At 44.9% G+C, this 17,829-nt stretch carries 15 protein-coding genes; 4 read left to right on the top strand and 11 right to left on the bottom strand.

The genetic code is table 11. The features are described 5' to 3' along the window. Positions 1-6 precede the first annotated feature (6 nt). Positions 7-2,139, bottom strand: a complete 2,133-nt coding sequence (locus tag JUE95_RS07370; RefSeq protein WP_203650333.1) for an AAA family ATPase — start codon at positions 2,137-2,139, stop codon at positions 7-9. Positions 2,140-2,432: 293 nt separating this feature from the next. Between JUE95_RS07370 and JUE95_RS07365 the strand changes: the two genes are divergently transcribed. Beyond that, the gene (locus tag JUE95_RS07365; protein WP_203650332.1) at positions 2,433-3,404 is read left to right on the top strand and encodes an aldo/keto reductase; all 972 of its coding nucleotides are present in this window, start codon (positions 2,433-2,435) and stop codon (positions 3,402-3,404) included. Positions 3,405-3,658: 254 nt separating this feature from the next. Here the strand turns inward: JUE95_RS07365 and JUE95_RS07360 are convergent, their stop codons facing one another. From JUE95_RS07360 to JUE95_RS07350, 3 genes are read right to left on the bottom strand one after another with little or no spacing between them, the layout of a single operon-like run. Next, on the bottom strand, positions 3,659-4,069 hold the full coding sequence (locus JUE95_RS07360; RefSeq protein WP_203650331.1) for a hypothetical protein: 411 nt from the start codon (positions 4,067-4,069) through the stop codon (positions 3,659-3,661). Continuing rightward, positions 4,062-4,382, bottom strand: coding sequence for an acetyl-CoA carboxylase (locus tag JUE95_RS07355; protein ID WP_235995337.1), 321 nt, complete (start codon positions 4,380-4,382; stop codon positions 4,062-4,064). Before JUE95_RS07355 ends, JUE95_RS07360 begins: the two co-directional genes overlap by 8 nt. Then, entirely contained in the window at positions 4,375-5,676 is a 1,302-nt protein-coding gene (locus tag JUE95_RS07350) for a Y-family DNA polymerase (protein ID WP_203650328.1), read from the bottom strand. Before JUE95_RS07350 ends, JUE95_RS07355 begins: the two co-directional genes overlap by 8 nt. Positions 5,677-5,828: 152 nt before the next feature. On the opposite strand from JUE95_RS07350, the gene JUE95_RS07345 reads away from it, so the two are divergent. Both JUE95_RS07345 and JUE95_RS07340 read left to right on the top strand, forming a co-directional pair. Continuing rightward, complete coding sequence (locus JUE95_RS07345; protein ID WP_203650326.1) at positions 5,829-6,377, top strand: PAS domain-containing protein; 549 nt, start codon at positions 5,829-5,831, stop codon at positions 6,375-6,377. A gap of 245 nt (positions 6,378-6,622) precedes the next feature. After that, the gene (locus tag JUE95_RS07340; protein WP_203650324.1) at positions 6,623-7,780 is read left to right on the top strand and encodes an ArgE/DapE family deacylase; all 1,158 of its coding nucleotides are present in this window, start codon (positions 6,623-6,625) and stop codon (positions 7,778-7,780) included. Positions 7,781-7,942: 162 nt separating this feature from the next. On the opposite strand, the gene JUE95_RS07335 is transcribed toward JUE95_RS07340, so the two are convergent. The 6 genes from JUE95_RS07335 to JUE95_RS07310 all read right to left on the bottom strand — a co-directional run bounded on the left by JUE95_RS07335 (position 7,943) and on the right by JUE95_RS07310 (position 15,448). Next, positions 7,943-8,935, bottom strand: coding sequence for a D-2-hydroxyacid dehydrogenase (locus JUE95_RS07335; RefSeq protein ID WP_203650322.1), 993 nt, complete (start codon positions 8,933-8,935; stop codon positions 7,943-7,945). Positions 8,936-9,115: 180 nt separating this feature from the next. Next, positions 9,116-9,682 (bottom strand): serine O-acetyltransferase EpsC, encoded by a 567-nt coding sequence (gene epsC / locus JUE95_RS07330; protein WP_203650320.1) that lies wholly within the window; start codon positions 9,680-9,682, stop codon positions 9,116-9,118. Beyond that, a complete protein-coding gene (locus JUE95_RS07325) occupies positions 9,648-10,835 on the bottom strand; it encodes a trans-sulfuration enzyme family protein (protein WP_203650319.1) in 1,188 nt (395 codons plus the stop codon). Before JUE95_RS07325 ends, epsC begins: the two co-directional genes overlap by 35 nt. Continuing rightward, complete coding sequence (locus tag JUE95_RS07320) at positions 10,832-11,782, bottom strand: PLP-dependent cysteine synthase family protein (protein ID WP_203650318.1); 951 nt, start codon at positions 11,780-11,782, stop codon at positions 10,832-10,834. The genes JUE95_RS07325 and JUE95_RS07320 overlap by 4 nt, the downstream gene beginning before the upstream one ends. Positions 11,783-12,484: 702 nt before the next feature. After that, positions 12,485-14,026 carry a glycoside hydrolase family 43 protein gene (locus JUE95_RS07315; protein ID WP_203650317.1) on the bottom strand — a complete coding sequence of 514 codons (1,542 nt, stop codon included), beginning with the start codon at positions 14,024-14,026 and terminating at the stop codon, positions 12,485-12,487. Between the two features lie 30 nt (positions 14,027-14,056). After that, on the bottom strand, positions 14,057-15,448 hold the full coding sequence (locus JUE95_RS07310) for a glycoside-pentoside-hexuronide (GPH):cation symporter (RefSeq protein ID WP_203650316.1): 1,392 nt from the start codon (positions 15,446-15,448) through the stop codon (positions 14,057-14,059). Between the two features lie 421 nt (positions 15,449-15,869). Here JUE95_RS07310 and JUE95_RS07305 point away from each other — a divergent pair, with 421 nt between their 5' ends. Next, complete coding sequence (locus tag JUE95_RS07305; protein WP_235995341.1) at positions 15,870-16,874, top strand: LacI family DNA-binding transcriptional regulator; 1,005 nt, start codon at positions 15,870-15,872, stop codon at positions 16,872-16,874. Between the two features lie 110 nt (positions 16,875-16,984). On the opposite strand, the gene JUE95_RS07300 is transcribed toward JUE95_RS07305, so the two are convergent. Next, positions 16,985-17,788, bottom strand: a complete 804-nt coding sequence (locus JUE95_RS07300; RefSeq protein ID WP_203650313.1) for a CAP domain-containing protein — start codon at positions 17,786-17,788, stop codon at positions 16,985-16,987. Positions 17,789-17,829: the final 41 nt, after the last annotated feature.

Below are 17,829 nucleotides of genomic sequence, written 5' to 3'. Positions count from 1 at the left end.
CAGAAATTATGCCGTGACTGCTGTCTTTTCACTAATCTTGATCGTGCCATCTACCAAATCAGCCTGTAAGCTCTTAGCATCCAAGTGATCCAAATAGAAGTCAGTGACCTTGTCTCTAATCTGCTGTTCAATGACCCGACGAAGTGGCCGTGCACCCATAGCTTCATCGTAGCCTTCTTGCATCAACCAGTTCTTAGCATCGTCAGATACCGTCAAAGTGATATTCTTCTTAGCTAACGTCTTGTTAACATCAACCAGCATCAGATCAACGATTTGGCTCAAGTCATCCTTAGTCAGGTGACTGAACTGAACGATACCGTTGAACCGGTTCAGAAATTCTGGCTTGAAGTATGGTGCCAGACGTTCGGATAAGCTGATGTCCTTTTCCTTATCGCCAGTCAAGGCTTCGTTACCGAAGCCGGCGTTTGAAGTGGCGATGATAATCGTGTTCTTAAAGTTGACTACGTTGCCTTGACCATCCGTCAAACGGCCGTCATCCATGACTTGCAGCAACAGAGTCAAAACTTGTGGATCCGCCTTTTCAATTTCATCCAAGAGGACAATTGAGTATGGGTTACGACGAACTTGTTCAGTTAACGTATTACCGTTATCTTCGTAGCCAACGTAGCCGGCGCTCGTCCCGATTAATTTAGAAACCGCGGTCCGGTCGCTGTATTCACTCATGTCCAAACGGATAATGGCATCTTTGTTGCCAAACATGTCCAGCGCTAATTGCTTAGCCAATTCCGTTTTACCAACACCGGTAGGACCGACGAATAGGAAACTGCCAATTGGCCGATTACCTTCGTCAAAGCCAGCACGGTTCCGACGAATGGCACGAGCCACCATGTCAACAGCTTCGTCTTGGCCAATGACCTTAGACTTCAGCCGGTCAGCAATGCCCTTCAAACGTTGGATATCGTTGGTACCCATCTTGGCAACTGGAATCCCAGTCAGCCGTTGAACGGATTCAGCCACGTCGTTTGGTGTTGCAACCACGTTACTTTCAGTGGTGCCGTCAGCGTTCTTAATCTGTGCTTCCAACTTTTCAACGCGTTCCTTGGCTTTGGCGGCTTTTTCGTAATCTTCAGCTTTAGCCGCTTCATCCTTGGTCTTCTTGGCCGTCTTCAACTGTTCTTTCAGACTTGCTTCATCAGAGCCAGCATTGCCGGCTGCTAAGTGAGCCGCGGTCATATCAATCAAGTCGATGGCTTTATCTGGTAACGTCCGTTGCGGCATATATTGAACTGAATAGTCTACCGCAGCCTTTAAAACGTCATCGGGTAAGCTAACGTGATGATGCTTTTCGTAAAGGCCTTTGACCCCTTTGAGAATTTCCAAGGTCGTTTCTGGTGACGGTTCGTTGATGGTCACATCGTTGAACCGACGCGCTAACGCCGTGTCCTTTAAAATGGTGTTCCGGTATTCATCTTGAGTCGTGGCACCAATAACGGTAATATCACCACGAGAAAGTGCCGGCTTAATGATGTCAGCTAAACCTTTACCGCCGTTCTCTTCGCCACCGGTAGAACCGATGCCTAAGATCTGATGGATTTCATCGAAGAACAGGATGACGTTACCGGCAGCCTTAACTTCTTTGATGAGGTTCTTAATGTTATCTTCAAATGAACCACGCAGCTGCGTGCCGGCTTCAAGTGAAGACAGGTCAATGGAGTAGATTTCCTTGCCTTGAACCGCTTCCGGAACTTTGCCGTCAACAATTGCCTGTGCCAAGCCTTCAACAACCGCGGTTTTACCAACCCCGGCGTCACCGACAAGGATCGGGTTGTTCTTGATCCGACGGCTTAAAATTTCAGCGGTTTCTTGAATTTCTTTTTCACGGCCAATGACCGGATCCAGTAAGCCATCACGTGCTTCCTGAGTTAAGTTACGACCTAACTTCTCCAAAATACCGCCCTTCTTAACGGCATGATCACCAGCATCGTTCACTTCAATTTCATGCTCGCGATTTGGTAATTTCCCAGTTGCCCGGTATTGTGCGAATTCATCCGGTGTTAATTCGTGTCCGTTAACTTCGTATCGTGCGGTTTCACCGTTGCCCATCTGTCGAAAAAGACTGTTAAACATATCGTCCATGTTGTTATTAAAGAATGGATCGTTGTTAAAATAATTTGCCATATTACATGCACCCCCATGTGATTTGACGCCCAAGCGCAATGCAAAGGCACCGTCTGGTCGACGGTGCCTCGCTGATTATTGTTAAGTTGGTTAGTCTAGTCAGTCGAGGCGGATAAGCTAATAATATCAAACTTTTGTCTGGTATAGTTCTCTTATCCCCGTCAACAATTATATATTATCACCTTTTTAGCACTCTTGCAAGTAGAGTGCTAACTTTAAATTTATTTATTTTCAGTACCCAAAGTGGGTATAATAAAAGCGTATGTTAAAACGCCTACAAGGAGGATTTATTAATGGTAAAAACAGTTAAAATTGGTAAATCAGATGTGACCTCGACCCCGTTAGGTCTTGGAACCAATGCAGTCGGCGGCTATAATCTCTTCCCTAATTTGAATGACGATGATGGTTTAAACATCGTTAAAACGGGTATCGAAAACGGCATTACGCTATTAGATACCGCCTACGTCTACGGCTTAGGTCATTCCGAGGAACTCGTTGGACAAGCCATTAAGGACTTTGACCGTCATCAGCTGGTGATTGCAACCAAGGGGGCCCATGATTTTTCATCGGGTGAGCAGGTCATCCGCAATGATCCAAAGTTCATTACCCAGCAAGTTGATAACAGTCTGAAACGTTTGGGTACGGACTACATCGATATCTACTACCTGCATTTTCCAGATCATGATACGCCAAAGGCCGAAGCGGTAGGCGCGTTGCAACGGCTTCGTGAACAAGGCAAAATTCGGGCAATTGGCGTATCCAACTTCAGTCTGGATCAGATCAAAGAAGCCAATGCCGACGGTTACGTTGACGTAGTGGAAGATGAATTCAGCCTGTTACATCAAGATCACGGTGCAGATATGCTGCCGTACTTAAAGGAAAACAACATTAGTTTCGTGCCATATTTCCCGTTAGCTAGCGGTTTATTGACGGGCAAATATCAGCACGACACAACCTTCCCAGACGATGATATTCGCAGTCAGATGGCTGATTTCCAAGAACCGCGCTACGGCCAAGTTCTGACCGCGGTGGATGCCATTCGGCCAATTGCTGAAGCCCACGAAGCAACGGTAGCACAAACTGTTTTGGCATGGTATATCAAGAATCCACTGATCAGCGTGGTGATTCCAGGTGCCAAGAAACCAGAACAAGTTGCTGCCAATGCTAAAGCGCTGGATGTTGAATTAAGCGATGAAGAATTCAAACAAATTGATGATGCCTTTACAGTGTTTAAGCAGATGAAAAGTGGAAAGTCATTGGAATAGAGTGTGAAGGTAAGCGGTTAGATAGCGGAGTGTAAGGCTTCCCACCATAAACCCATGGGCTTGGGGTTTGTGGTGGGAAGCCTTACATGCAGCTGTCTGCTTACCGGAACACATTTCGGCTATCTAAAATGAGGGCTGGATGTCTCCACCCGCACCACTCTTCTCTAGCCAAAACGCGTTCCACAACACTGACTCCGGCCGTGTAACGACGATAAGACGAGTTCCCCAAGTTCAGGGAACCCGTCTTATCGTCGTTATACTCTGGAGTCAACCCGTGTTGTTCCACGCTCTGCACGCTCTACATTCCTCACATCCATCAACGCAACCCCACTATGACCTTCCAAATAAACCCTATCATCCTCATACCCAATTACTTTACCCACTAAATCAGGTAAGAAATTACCATTTAAATCTCGGTCATTCAGCTGAATACTGACCGTCTGGCCATTCGCATAAGCCTTACTCAATAGCTGAGACATCTCTTCTAGTGACTGCTGAACTTTAGCTGGATACTTTTTTGCTTCCGCTTTAGCCTGTTTTTTCAAGGCAGCTGTGTGATCCGACAGATAGTATCCCTGCCACTTGACTACACCACGATCCCGATAATCATGTTCAAAAAAACGCTGAACCAACTGATCATCATCGATTTGACGTAACTTACTCATCTCGCCAACGCCTCTTTTGAATCAACCGTTGATTGGAAGGCCACCGCTGACCGGTAAAACCAACAAACTCAAAACTCAGTTTAGTGTGTTCTCTCAGCCCTTTAACCACCTGTTCCAGATACGTTAACCGGTACTGGCGAATGCTGTGCAACGGCTGCGACTTTAATCGCTGACCACGGTGCTGATAATTCAAAAAAAAATTATACGTTTTATCGTATGGATCATCCGTAATTTGAACTTGGTACCGCACTTGAGGTAACCGTTTAAACCCGGCATCCAAACGTTCCGTTATAAGTTTTAAATCGTTATTCATACGCATTTCCTCCATTATGCCCGCCAACTAATGAAGCTCGATTAATGGCGGTACCACCTTTTTGTAAACTGCTGGCGTACACTAACCTAGTAAAACCAAATCGGTCACGAATCGCATCGACCACGTGATCTACTTTAACGCGTTTAAGCTGCGTCTTAGCCGGCTCAAAAAAATTTAACTGTAAGCCAGTTGAAGCACACAGCCGGCTGGTATAAACCGCAATGTTCCGAATAGCTTGACCTTCCCAATTTTGTCTGAAAAGTCTGATCACTGCCGCTACGATTTGAGTGTTCTGGTCAGTGGGTGCGATTCGCATCTCCTGATGAAAACCGCTGCGGCCATCCGCCTCACTGGCTGCATAGGAAAAACCAATCCCCAGCGAAACACACCCAGCCTGTCTATGGTGGTGACGCAGGCGAGAAGCCACCTGCTCCCCCACTTCTTTAATCACCGTTTCAATCTCTTTTTGCTGAACATAGTCTCGCGGCAGCACTTGGGAATTCCCTAAACTGGCGTTTTTCGGTCCACGCCGTTTACTGAGCTGCGAGCGGTCAATCCCCCAAGCCATGGCAAATAGCTGCTGTCCGATCAGCCCCATTTCACCGTTTAACTGATACGGATCCACATGTGCTAATTCGTACATGTTATGAATTCCCAACCGATTCAAGTGTGCTGCGGTTCGCTTAGCGATTCCCCAAACATCCGTTAACTTATCAACGGTCCAAATCTTCTCCGGCACCGTTGAATAGTGAATCTCACCGATCAAATCATCGTCGTGCTTGGCGTAAAGATCCAGTGCCAGCTTTGCCTGCACCGGATTATCACCGATTCCAACTGTGGTATATAACCCAAGTTCCCGTCGAACCGTTTTTTGAATCCTTACCGCCACTTCTCGCGGTGTCTTACCAAACAGCCGCCAGGAATGGGTTAGATCTAAAATTGATTCATCAATTGAATAGGGCAGCAGATCTTCATTAGCCACAAACCGTCGGAAAATGTCGTTGATCTGCAGATTTCGTCTAATATACAAATTCATCCGTGGCGGAACCACTACCAGCTGCGGATCCTGCGGTACTTCTCGAGCACGAGAAACGTTTGCCTGCAAATGGTAATGCTTCTTGGCTTCAGGAGAAGTCGCCAGGACCAGCCCGCCGTTGGTATTTTCAGCCTCACTCATGACAACTAGCGTGACCTTTAACGGGTTCCACCCCCGCGCGACTGCTTCGACGCTGGCGTAAAACGACTTATTATCGATTAAAAAGAAGACCCCATGGGGTTCATTTTGGTAATTCATCACGCTCACCTCGAACATACGTTTGTATACATTATACAAACGTATGTTCTGTTTTGGCAAGTGTTATTTGCAAATTTCTTCCCTTATTATTCTGAAGCAGCAGTGGAATGTACTATAATAAGGATATTAAGTGAATATTGGAGGATAATCATATGTCAGATGATGAGCCATTTATGAAGGATGCACACGTCACTTTTCCCAGCGGTACCTTAACGCTGACTGAACTGCAGCAAATTTTTAAAACGATTCCGTTTGAGTTAGACCTCGTTGATGCTAACGACCGCTTTGGCTGGTACTCGGACCAACCGAAACGAAATCATGTCCGCTCCCAAGATCAAATCGGCAAAACACTGGCAGAAATTCATCCAGCCAAGATTCTTCCAGCTATTAAATCACTGATTGCCAGTTTCAAAGCTGGTAAAAAAGACTCCATGAGTATTCCAAGCACGCAAAAAGGGCATAAAATCATGACCACCTACTACGCTCTGCGAGATGACGTCGGCGCTTATCTAGGTACTTTAGAGTGCACCGCTAACGTTGATCAAGTCATTGCGATGTTTGAAAACGGCGCGTTTGATGCTATTTCAGGCGCATCATCTAAACCAGATAAGTCCGCTGCAGCCGATGCGACTACCGGGGCTTCCGCTAAACCGAAGATGCCAGAAAATATCGATACAACTACTGGTGCTTCACAAAAATGAGTTGAATTCAAAAACGACGTTGCTCTTACAATTTGAGCAGCGTCGTTTTCATAAGTTAGCTAAAAATTTTAAAAATGAGCCTTTCCCCGGCCGCGTCATCGAATCTGCCGAAATTTTGTTTAAGGACTGCTATAAAAGCATTTATAGACGATTAAGCACCTGCGTAGCAGAGTGCTAAAGGGGACAAGTGAAGTAAAAAAGTTTATACTAAAAGTATAAGTCTGAAAATGAAAGTGGAGGTCACCATGGATAAACAAAATAAAATTGACATCCTAACGCACTTGGTGCAAATTGATTCGGCTAATGACCATGAAAAAAAGGTCGCAGATTACTTAGAAAAGCTACTCACGGATCACGGCATCACGGCTAAGCAAGTTGAAACGTCTGCCGGACGCAACAACCTGATTGCCGAACTTGGCGAACCAGGCGCAACGCCCGTCTTCGCCTTTGCCGGTCACATGGATACTGTCAGTTTCGGTAACTTGGACGACTGGGCACATGATCCGTTGTCAGCTGAAATCCATGGTGACCGTCTATACGGCCGTGGCAGTGCTGACATGAAGGGCAGTTTAGCTGCGATGGTTATTGCAATGATTGAATTAGCCGACAGCAAAACTAAGATTCCTGGCCGCATCCGTTTATTAGCCACAGTTGGTGAAGAATACGGCGCCATGGGTTCTAAACAATTAACCGAACAGGGTGAAGTTGATGACGTTGACGGTATGATTATTGGCGAACCTACTAGTGGCGATGTTGTTTACGCCCACAATGGTTCGTTGAATTACACTGTCACTTCTGAAGGCACCCCCGTTCACAGTTCTATGCCAGACCAGGGTGTAAATGCCTTGACCAACCTAGTGAAGTTCGTGAACGCTGAAGCTGACCTGTTCGCAGATGTGAAGCCCAGCAAAGAAGTCGGCCCACTGGTTCACAGTATCACCGTCTTCAACAGTGGTGATCAAGTCAACACGATCCCCGGCCACGCTGAACTGCAAGGTAACATCCGCGCCACACCAGAATTTGGTAACGGCGCAGTGATCAAACGGTTGAACATGATTTGCCGTGGCCTGAGCTCCGCACCTGGTGCTGACTTGTCCTTCAACGTTGATATGTCCTTTGATCCAGTGGTTACCGATAAAGAAGATCCATTAGTCCAATTGGCACAAACCGCATCCAGTAAAGAACTCAACCGTGACGTTGAATTAAAAGTGATTCACGGTGCCACCGATGCCTCAGAGTACCGCAAAGCTGAACACCAATTCCCAATCGTGGTTATGGGTGCTGGTGACTGGGAGAATGCTCATAAAATGAACGAATACGTTGAGCTGAGCCAGTTCCTGGTGATGAATGACATTTATAAGCAAGTCGCTTTGAAGTATTTGAAGGACTTGAATAAGAAATAGGGTTAAGCTAGTTGTTTTTCTGCGTTGATGCTATATTGCTGAAATGCGTTGCACAACTGTGATTCCGGCCATATAAGACAAAAAATACGAGGTTCCCAAAATCAGGGAACCTCGTATTTTTTGTCTTATATTCTGGAATCAACCCCAGTTGTTCCACGCTCTTTAAAATTCATGCTCACTCTTCCCACCACTAATAATCGCTAACGTATCATCCAGCGACTGCATCACCATGTTCTTCACCGCGTGGTCGGTGAAAAATGCTACGTGGGGTGTTAACAGAACGTTAGTCATTTGTTTGAGCTTATTATAATGGTCGATTGGTGTTGGTCCATCGAACTTCTGGTTAAAAATCTTGGTTTCATCCTCAACCACGTCCAGTGCTGCCCCAGCAATTTGCTGATTATTCAACGCGCTGATCAACGCCCGCGTGTCCACCACTGGACCGCGGGAATCATTGATGAAGTACGCCGTTGGCTTCATTTGCGCAAAAGCTTTGTCATTAATCAGATGGAAATTGTCATCGCCACCCCAAACGTGTACGGATATAATGTCGGCACGCTTATACAGTTCTTCCTTGCTGACGTAGGTCATAATGCCACGCAAATCTTCGCGGGGTGCCCGTAAATCATTGCCGATCACCGTTGCACCCAGGGCGTGGAAAATCCGTGCTAACTTACCGCCAATCCGGCCAACACCAATAATCCCCACCGTTAATTCCGTCAGTTCACGGGAACGTAACCCTAAAACAACGTAGTTATTGTCACTAAGCCGGTCGTTGAATTGCGGAATATGGCGCAGTAACTGCATGGCTTGCGTCAACGCCATTTCAGCTACAGCTTCCGGTGAATAAGATGGCACGTTAGTCACCCGCAGGTTATTAGCCTTAGCCCACTTCAAGTTCACCGTATCAATACCAGCGGAGCGCGCTGACAGCTGAACAATCCCGTAGCTGGCCAATTTCTTATAGAAATCGGGATTTTGAGTCACTACGGTTCGCTGTTTAAAATCAACGCCATCGTAGCCCTTGGCCTTATCAACCGTATCATCGTGCAGTTCCTCTGGAACACTATCAACTTGAACGCCATGCGCCTTTGACCACTGATCAATAAATGGCTGTTCATCCACCCGTACGTTGTAAGCTAAAATCTTTGTCATAATACTTCATTCTCCTACCCAAGATTTAATCAAATAAGTCCCTTCCAGTTCAGAAGGAATTCTCCCTTAACCCTGTTTATGCATTGATAATTTATACCTTTTGATAATCATTATCAAACAGTATCTAAGGTGTGTCAACAGCAAGATTAGAAAATCATTGGGTTTTGATGATAACATTCATTAGGCACGGTGCACGTTTTTCTGACAATTATCAGTTTCTATAGGCAGAGACATGACCTTCTGGTTTTTACGAATCAGCCGTGCAGGGTTCCCAACCGCCGTCCAGTGAGCTGGTACGTTATCTAAAACCACAGCACCTGCCCCAACTTTGGCTGCTTCTCCGATGACAATTGGTCCCAGCAACAATGCATTAGCCCCGATAAAAGCACCTCGCTTGACGACTGGATGCCGGCGACCAGCTATAACACCGCCACGAGCACCTAAGGTAACGCCGTGGAGAATGGTAACATCATCTCCCACGATTGCGGTAGCACCAATCACCACCCCGATACCATGGTCAATGAAAACTCGCTTACCAATTTGAGCTGCTGGGTCAATCGAGATACCGGTTGTTTTGGCAGCGTGCTGGCTGAGTAAACTCGCTAAAGCATAACGATGATAATTGTTTAAAAAATGACCAATTCGATACCAAAATAACGCCCGAATTCCAGGATAAGTGAGCACCACTTCCAGCAAATTGTGGGCAGCCGGATCACGCTTTAGAATGGCCCGCGGGGTTTGTAACATGGCTATCGCTCCCTTGAACGGCTCTGAAACCGCGATCTAAATCGGCTAATAGATCCTTTTGATCTTCAATGCCTACTGAAAGTCGGATCAGTTCATCCTTGATCCCATTTTTCAGTCGAATTTCTCGCGGAATAGAACCGTGAGTCATTAAAGCAGGAATCTCAATTAAGGATTCAAGCGCGCCAAGACTTTCTGCTAAGGTGACCACACGCAGACTTTCGACGAACTTTTTAGGGTCTAAGCCCGGCTGCAGTTCGAAGGAAATCATTGCTCCGAAGCCGTGGTGCATCTGTTTTTTGGCGATGTCGTAATCGGGGTTGTTGGGGTCACCTGGATAATAGATTTTCGCCACAGCCGGCTGATCAGAAAGGTAGTTGAAGACCGCTTGGGCATTAGCCAGATGAGCTTGCATCCGAATGGCCAATGTCTTCATCCCCCGTTGCAATAGCCAGCTTTCCTGAGGTGCCAAGATACCGCCAATAGCATTTTGCAGGTACCCGATCTTTTCACCCAGCTCGTCGTCCTTAGTGACCACCACACCGCCAATCACATCGGAATGACCGCCTAAGTATTTAGAAGCTGAATGCAGCACAATATCCACGCCCCGCTCCAATGGCCGCTGAACGTATGGTGAGCTGAATGTATTGTCAATAATGCTCAGCAGCCCATGCGTCCGAGCTAAGTTAGCCACCGCTTCAATATCGGTTACGCGTAACAACGGATTGGTGGGTGTCTCCAGATAAATTGCTTTCGTTGCTAGCGTAATGGCTGATTCAACTGCGGCTAAATCGCGCGTATCCACAACGGTAAAAGTCATTCCAAAACGTTTCAGGACAGAATCAATCAGCCGAAAAGTGCCACCGTAAACATCATCGCCAACGATAAAATGATCACCGGCGCTGAACATCGAAAACACCGTATCGATGGCAGCCGACCCAGACGCAAACGCAAACCCGCGCGTCCCAACCTCAAGATCAGCAATCAAAGCTTCAACCGCCTCACGGGTGGGATTACCAGAACGGGAATATTCGTACTTGGACTCGCCAATTTTGGTTTGATGGAATGTGGATGCCATGTAGATTGGGATGGACGTCGCACCCGTATAAAGATCTTCACTGATACCGCCGTGTAATAGTTTCGTTTCGAATTTCATTTTAAAGTCTCCTCTTTGGTCTGATTTTGGGTAGTCGTGTCTTCATAAATGTTTTCACTCATGTAACGTTCTGAACTGTCAGGAAATACGGTAACAATCGTACTATTTACGGGCAATTGTTCAGCGACCTTTAGACTGGCGGCTAACGCTGCACCGGATGAGCTGCCGATAAACAGCCCCTGCTGACTCGCCATCTGTCGAACATACTTGAAAGCATCCGCATCCGAAATCGTTAATGTCTGGTCGATTTGAACGTCTTGGAAAAATGGCGGAATGAATTCAACACCGATTCCTTCAGTTCTATGCGGGTGCTCCGGACCACCGTTAAGAATTGACCCCTCCGGCTCCACTACGATCGATTGCGTACTTGGATTCTGTTCCTTTAAGTACTTAGCAATTCCAGCAAACGTTCCGCCCGATCCTGCGCCAGCAACAAAAGCATCGATGGGCTGATCAAGGTCAGCCAAAAGTTCCGGTGCCAGGGTATGGTAATAAGCTGCTGGGTTAGCCGGGTTTTCAAACTGCATGGGCACGTAACTGTTAGGTGTCCGATCCGCTATTTCGCGAGCTTTGCTAATGGCACCTTTAATGCCGTCCTCTGCTGGTGTATTGATCAGCTTAGCTCCTAATGCTTTCATGAGGGTCTGCTTTTCATAGCTGAACTTTTCCGGCACAACCAAAATAGTCGGTAAATGATGTTCCTGTGCTGCTAAGGCAACACCGATGCCAGTATTGCCAGCAGTGGGCTCAATGATGGTTGTTGCTGCGTTGATTTTCCCTTTGTCGATGCCGTCTTGAATCATGTACTGGCCCAAACGATCCTTAATACTTCCTCCCGGATTAAACATTTCCAGTTTGGCGTAAATGTGAGAATGATTTGGAATTTTGATTTGCAGGTCAATTAACGGCGTGTTGCCGATGAGCTGCTGAACTGATTTGATTAACACAGTTGGTGATCCCCCTTCCTTGATTGGCTGGTGGTTTATCTTGGATGGGATAATTGGTGATTTTAAGCTGATAGCTGGGTATATCCATAACGTGCTCAGCAAAACTGATAGCTATGCGGCTCGTTTGGGCCTTCATGCCTTAACGCGTTCCACAAAACTGATAGCTATGTGGCTCGTTTGGGCCTCCATGCCTTAACGTGCTCAGCAAAACTGACAGCTATGTGTAAGGGACCATCGGGATAAATCCAGGACCGGGATTTTTCCCGATGGTCCCTTACACGCCGCTGTCAACCCGTTTTGCTTCACACTCACCCACAAAAAAAGAGCGCCCAATTCCTCTTTCAGAATTAGCGCGCTCTCCGACTCCGTTCCACCTGGAACAGAGACTTTTAGGTTAAATCAACAATTACCCTTCAAAAGTCAATGCTTAACAGGCCAAACATCGCAGAACACGCGACGTTTGACAACAAGTATTTTGCATTTGAGCTTTAAATGAATGGGTTGTCATTGTTGATCCTCCTTCGACTTGTAACTTGGGTCTAATATAACGGTTAGGCTTGAGATTGTCAAATATTTTTTCACTAAATTCTTATTTTTACCAGGCATAAAAAAACACCCGCAGTGTTGCAGGCTGCGAGCGCTTTTGTCAGTTTAGTTAATAGGTTAAGTGTATTTGATCTTAGAAAATTTTCATCTTAAAAGTCAGTTTGGTTGATAATCAAATGAATTGAAGGTTGCTTTCGCCCGGTTGTACTGTCCCATATCAATCGTATCAAGAACAATAAAGTTACCCGTAAAGCCGCCCGATAAGAAGTCAAGATCTAGGTTAGGTTTGATTTCTACATCGTGGTTACCATCCTCAAACGAGAACGTCCCCTTAATGCCATTTACATCAGCTTTCAGTTTAACCGAATCATTCTTAATCGCAATCGGTGACGTCAAGATACTAAATTCACCTTTTTCGGCTTTTAACAATGTGATGCAACGACCGACCGTTTCATCAAAAGTAACCGCCAAGAAAGCATAGTTATCAATATCCAAATAGAGGCCCAGTCCCGCAAGCTGCATGTAATTAGTTGGCTTAAAGTCAACCGTCACACTGGTACTAAAGTTAACATCAGTTTGCCGCTTAGCAATAAGGTGCTGATTGAATTCTGACTGGGGCGATTGCCCACCCGCAATTGTTACACCTTGCTTTGAGAATTGCAGCCAATCACTCGTCGGCATTTTCCGTAGGGTATTCCAATGTTCAAAGTTTAATTTACCAGCTTTGAAATCATCGTGGAATTCGTTTGATCGCACTGGATTAGCTTCATTAATCGGCACAGTGTAATAGTCATCGGGCTGATTAGAGCCGTTTGACAATCGCAGCCATCCATCGTCGCTCCACTTCACATTTTGAATAGCGGTTTCTCGACCAAGCAGCGTAACATCGTCCTTAATTGGACGGGTCGTTAGATGCGCCAGATACCAGTTATCCTGATCATCGGATACTAGACTAGCATGTCCCGCGTTTTGTAGTGTCAACTTAGGATTATCCTTTGATGTCAGCATCGGGTTCTTAGGGTCAAGCTCATACGGTCCGAAAATTGATTTAGACCTAGCTATAGTCTCTTGGTGTCCAGACTCCGTACCACCCTCTGCTGTCAGCAAATAGTAATACCCGTTATGTTTATAAATCTCTGGCGCTTCTGTCTTCTTGGCAGCAGTGCCATTGAACAGAATCTGAGGATCACCTTTAAGTGTTAAACTCTTCGGCTCCAGTTCCTGAATTAAAATACCTGCTGATTTATTATGGGTCTTTAACCGATAATCCCAATACTCGTTTAAGAAGTAGAGCTTACCATCATCATCAAAGAATACCGATGGATCAAAGCCTGAGCTGTTAATATAGTATGGCTTACTCCAGGGACCATCAATGCTGTCAGCCGTGATAATGTAGTTATTAACGTCTTTGTATGGCACTCTAGTGCTCTTCACATCCGTATAAACAACGTAATATTTACCATCATGGTAGGCGGCAAATGGGGCCCAAATGGAACAGCCACGAGTATTACCCGTTAGATCAATATCAGTCAAGATGGACGTGTAATAATCCCATTCAACCAAGTCTTCTGAACGATAAACTCGAATCCCAGGCAAATACTCAAAGGTCGATACTAACAGATAGTATGCGTCGGCTCCTCTAAACAAGCATGGGTCAGGATTAAACCCCGTTAATACTGGATTCGCAACTTTAACCATGACATCACTCTTTTCATATCTAACAAATTTTTATTTTTCTGAGTCTAATTCCTTTGCGTTACGAGCTTGAAGATCTGCAGAAATCTTCTTGTAAGTTTCCTTATCCAAGTTGTAGAACTTCATTGAGAAAATGGCGATGAAGTAAATGATGATTGGTACAACAGTGGTAGCAATCACGATCCCGTGAATGGCACCAGCAGTTTGATGCTGAACACCTTCAACGTAACCCGTCATTGAGAGAATCAAACCTGGTAACATGCCGCCAAGAGCGTTCCCAGCTTTGAACACGAAACCAATGATGGCATAAATCATACCACCCATCCGTTTGTTGGTCTTCCATTCACCATATTCAACGGTTTCAGGAATCAAAGCCCACATGTAGGCACTGATCATACCATTACCAACTGAAGCAATCCCACGAGAAATCAGAATCAGCGGAATCCAGCTTGGACGGCAGAAGAACAGACCAGCCATACCAACGATGTCGCAAGCAACTGACAAGATGATCAGTTGGAACTTGGATAACTTTCTAGCAAGCCATGGAATCAGTGGGATAAAGGCCAATGCTGGCAGCGTCCCAGCAAGTGAGTACCACTTAACTAAGCCTGGTTGACCAACGTAGTAAGTCACGTAGTAAATACCAGTTGAACTAACAATTGACTTAACACCGTAAATGACAAAGAAGAAGATGCACAGAACAACTAAGGGACGGTTAACACGGAATTGTGAAAATACATCTTTTAGCGAGATCTTCAAATGGCTTGCTGGCGTCTTAACACGTTCATGAGTCGTGCCGAAGCAAATCAATAAGAGGATACCGCCAATAGTACCCATGATAACCATGGTTAATTGCCATGCTTTTGAAAGACCAACTGACTTAGTCATAGCATCTGCCAGGAATGGAACCCCAAAGGCAACAATCACTTGGCCAACGTTAGCTAAGAAAGTCCGATAAGTAGTTAAACTAACAGATTCCTGCTGATCGTTCGTCATTGCTGACGTTAAAGCACCATAAGGGACATTAACGAACGTGTAGCAAACTGACAACAGGATATATGTTGCGTAAGCGTAAATTAACTTAGTGGCACCCCGTAAGGATGGACTTGAGAAACAGAGAACCGCCAGGACTGCAAATGGAATTGCACCCCACAGCAGGAAGGGACGATAACGGCCCCACCGGGTACTCGTATGGTCAATAATGAAGCCCATGATTGGGTCTGAAAATGCGTCCACGAACCGAACAATCAGGAACATCAATGCAGCCGCAGCAGCACTAATGCCAAACACGTCGGTATAAAAGAACAAAAGATAGCTGGAAATACTTGCATAAACTAAATTACAAGCCATATCGCCTAATCCAAAACCAAACTTCTCACCTGCAGAAATCTGGCCGATTGGACGGATTTTTGAACTAGCGTCCATAAGACGTTGCCTCCTTGATGAATAAAATTTTGGGCCAAAGGAAAAGCGCTTTCGAAATCTTTACCAATTCATTGCAATGAATTCAATCGCTAAAGAAATGTTAACGTTACCATTTCTTCAACAAACAAAGATTATCACATTAAAATTCCTATTGCAACACTGTTTTATACAGCTTTTAAGAAACACTAAGTTAAAAATGTAAGCGATTACTATTATAACGCCGTTTATAATTCACAAAATTTTAATTGAAAAAATGTTAACGATACCATTTGTTTTATTGTATACTACTTTTAGATATTCCATTACTTAGGCACCTGATTCGTACCTGAATTTCAATTTATACTCATTATGTATATGGTACAAGAAAGATTAGGGATATAATAAAACACAATAACACCAAACTGTAGGGGGGATATTCTTGGTGACAATAATCGACGTTGCTAAACGTGCAGGTGTGTCAAATACTACAGTTTCCCGGGCGTTCACACCAAATTCAATTATCAAAGAATCAACCCGACAAAGAATTTTTAAAATCGCGGCTGAACTAGGCTACTCACCTAACCTTAGTGCTAGAGGGCTCGTAACAAACAAAAAGTTCGTCATTGGCGCGTTTTTTTCTCGAATTCACACGCATATGTCAACTTACCTATCCACTATCATCAGTGATGTTCATGATGCATTACCTGAAAATTACATTTTGTCAGTTGAGGGAATCGATCGTGTCACTAATTTTGACTTTCAAGTTAAAAACCGCTTCGATGGTATTTTAGTCGTTAGCCAGTCAACTGCCGACGATCAGTTTATTGCGGAGCTTTCGAAGTCGAACGTGCCCGCAGTGGTGATTTTGCGGCCAATCGATGCCACAAACATCGATAACGTTTATAGCGATGATGCAGCTGGAATTAGAAAAATTGTGGAGTATGCTGCCAGAAACGGGCATAGAAAGTTTGGCTACATTAACGGACAAACCAACTATGTTGCCAGTACCAAAAGAGCTGCCGCAATGATTAAAACTTGTTCAGACAATCAGCTTAGTTTAGACAAAGACGCAATTATCGACGGTAGTTTTAACTTAAAATCCGGTTACAATGCTATCGATAAGATTATCGACCTCCCCGCTTCTAAACGTCCGACTTGTGTCGTCTGCGCCAGTGATGACATTGCTTTAGGAGCTATTCGCCGCTGTCAGGAACGCAAAATAGAAGTCCCAAAGGAAATCTCAATCACAGGGTTCGATAACATTTCATACGACACTGCTATTACGCCAGCTTTAACAACGATCAATAACCCATTTGAAGGAATGGCCAAATATGGTGTTCAGATGCTGTTTGAAAGAATGGACAATCATTTAAGTCATAACCGAGTCAAAATTATCGAGCCGAAAATTATCATACGCGATTCCGTTGCTGATATAAATGAAGTTTAGCCAGGTTTGAAATCACACTTGAGATTACCGCTAGCCTTTCAAAATTTAAAAGAGCGCACAAATTTCTGTTTTCAGAATTTGTGCGCTTTTCAACTTTTTAGAGGAAGCTTTTAAAATGATTCTGTCGAACTGTCTTGAGGAAATGACTGATCAGCCGGTGTACTATAAAAATTCATGACATTATAAACCTGCCCATCTTTATAGACAGTGGCAACCGCAGCATTGGTGGTTTCACCGTTCAAAATATTGTCTCGGTGACCCCAGTTGGAATCGGCATCGTGATAGAAATACATATCGAAAATTTCATCAGCAGTTGCCTTATTAGTCCCTTCCCAATTATCAATGGCGATGTTTTCGCTAAAAGTCCAATAATTAATTCCAGCAGCATCCGCCATGTCAGCAGCAATAAAGTTGCCTGCTTCATCAGTATGACTGTAACGAGTAATCAACTGGCTGGCACGCAATAAGGTCACTTTTTGGAATAAATTTGAATCAACAGTTACTGGCTGAGCCCCTGCTTCTGCCCGATGCTGATTGATCAATTCTACAAACCGCGCATCGACAGCTGCTTCATTAAATTTTTCCGCCGGCTTTGCCTGCTTCAAGTAGCCATGCCACACCCAGCCAGTTTTATTACCAACCTTAAACTTGTAATAGATACTGGCATGATTGCTCTTTTTCACATGCGCAGCGTAATACCCGGTTACTTTTGAACCATAAGAACCGAGTGTTCCCTTTTTATGCTTGAGGCTTGCAGAAGAATAAACGGTAGCCTTGGCGTTCGTGACTGTATAGGTTGCATTCTTAATATTTTCGTATGAAGACACCTTGGTACTGGCATGACCAGATAACGGTAATATTGAACTCACTAGCGTTGCGGATAGAAGGGTGATCACTAATTTCCCAAATTTCAAAGCATTTCCTCCTTATGAAACAATTATTAATTTGTTAAAAG

This window comes from Secundilactobacillus yichangensis, from assembly GCF_016861565.1.
In the GTDB taxonomy this organism is placed as follows: Bacteria; Bacillota; Bacilli; order Lactobacillales; family Lactobacillaceae; genus Secundilactobacillus; species Secundilactobacillus yichangensis.
This window is presented reverse-complemented; position numbering and strand designations above follow the sequence as displayed.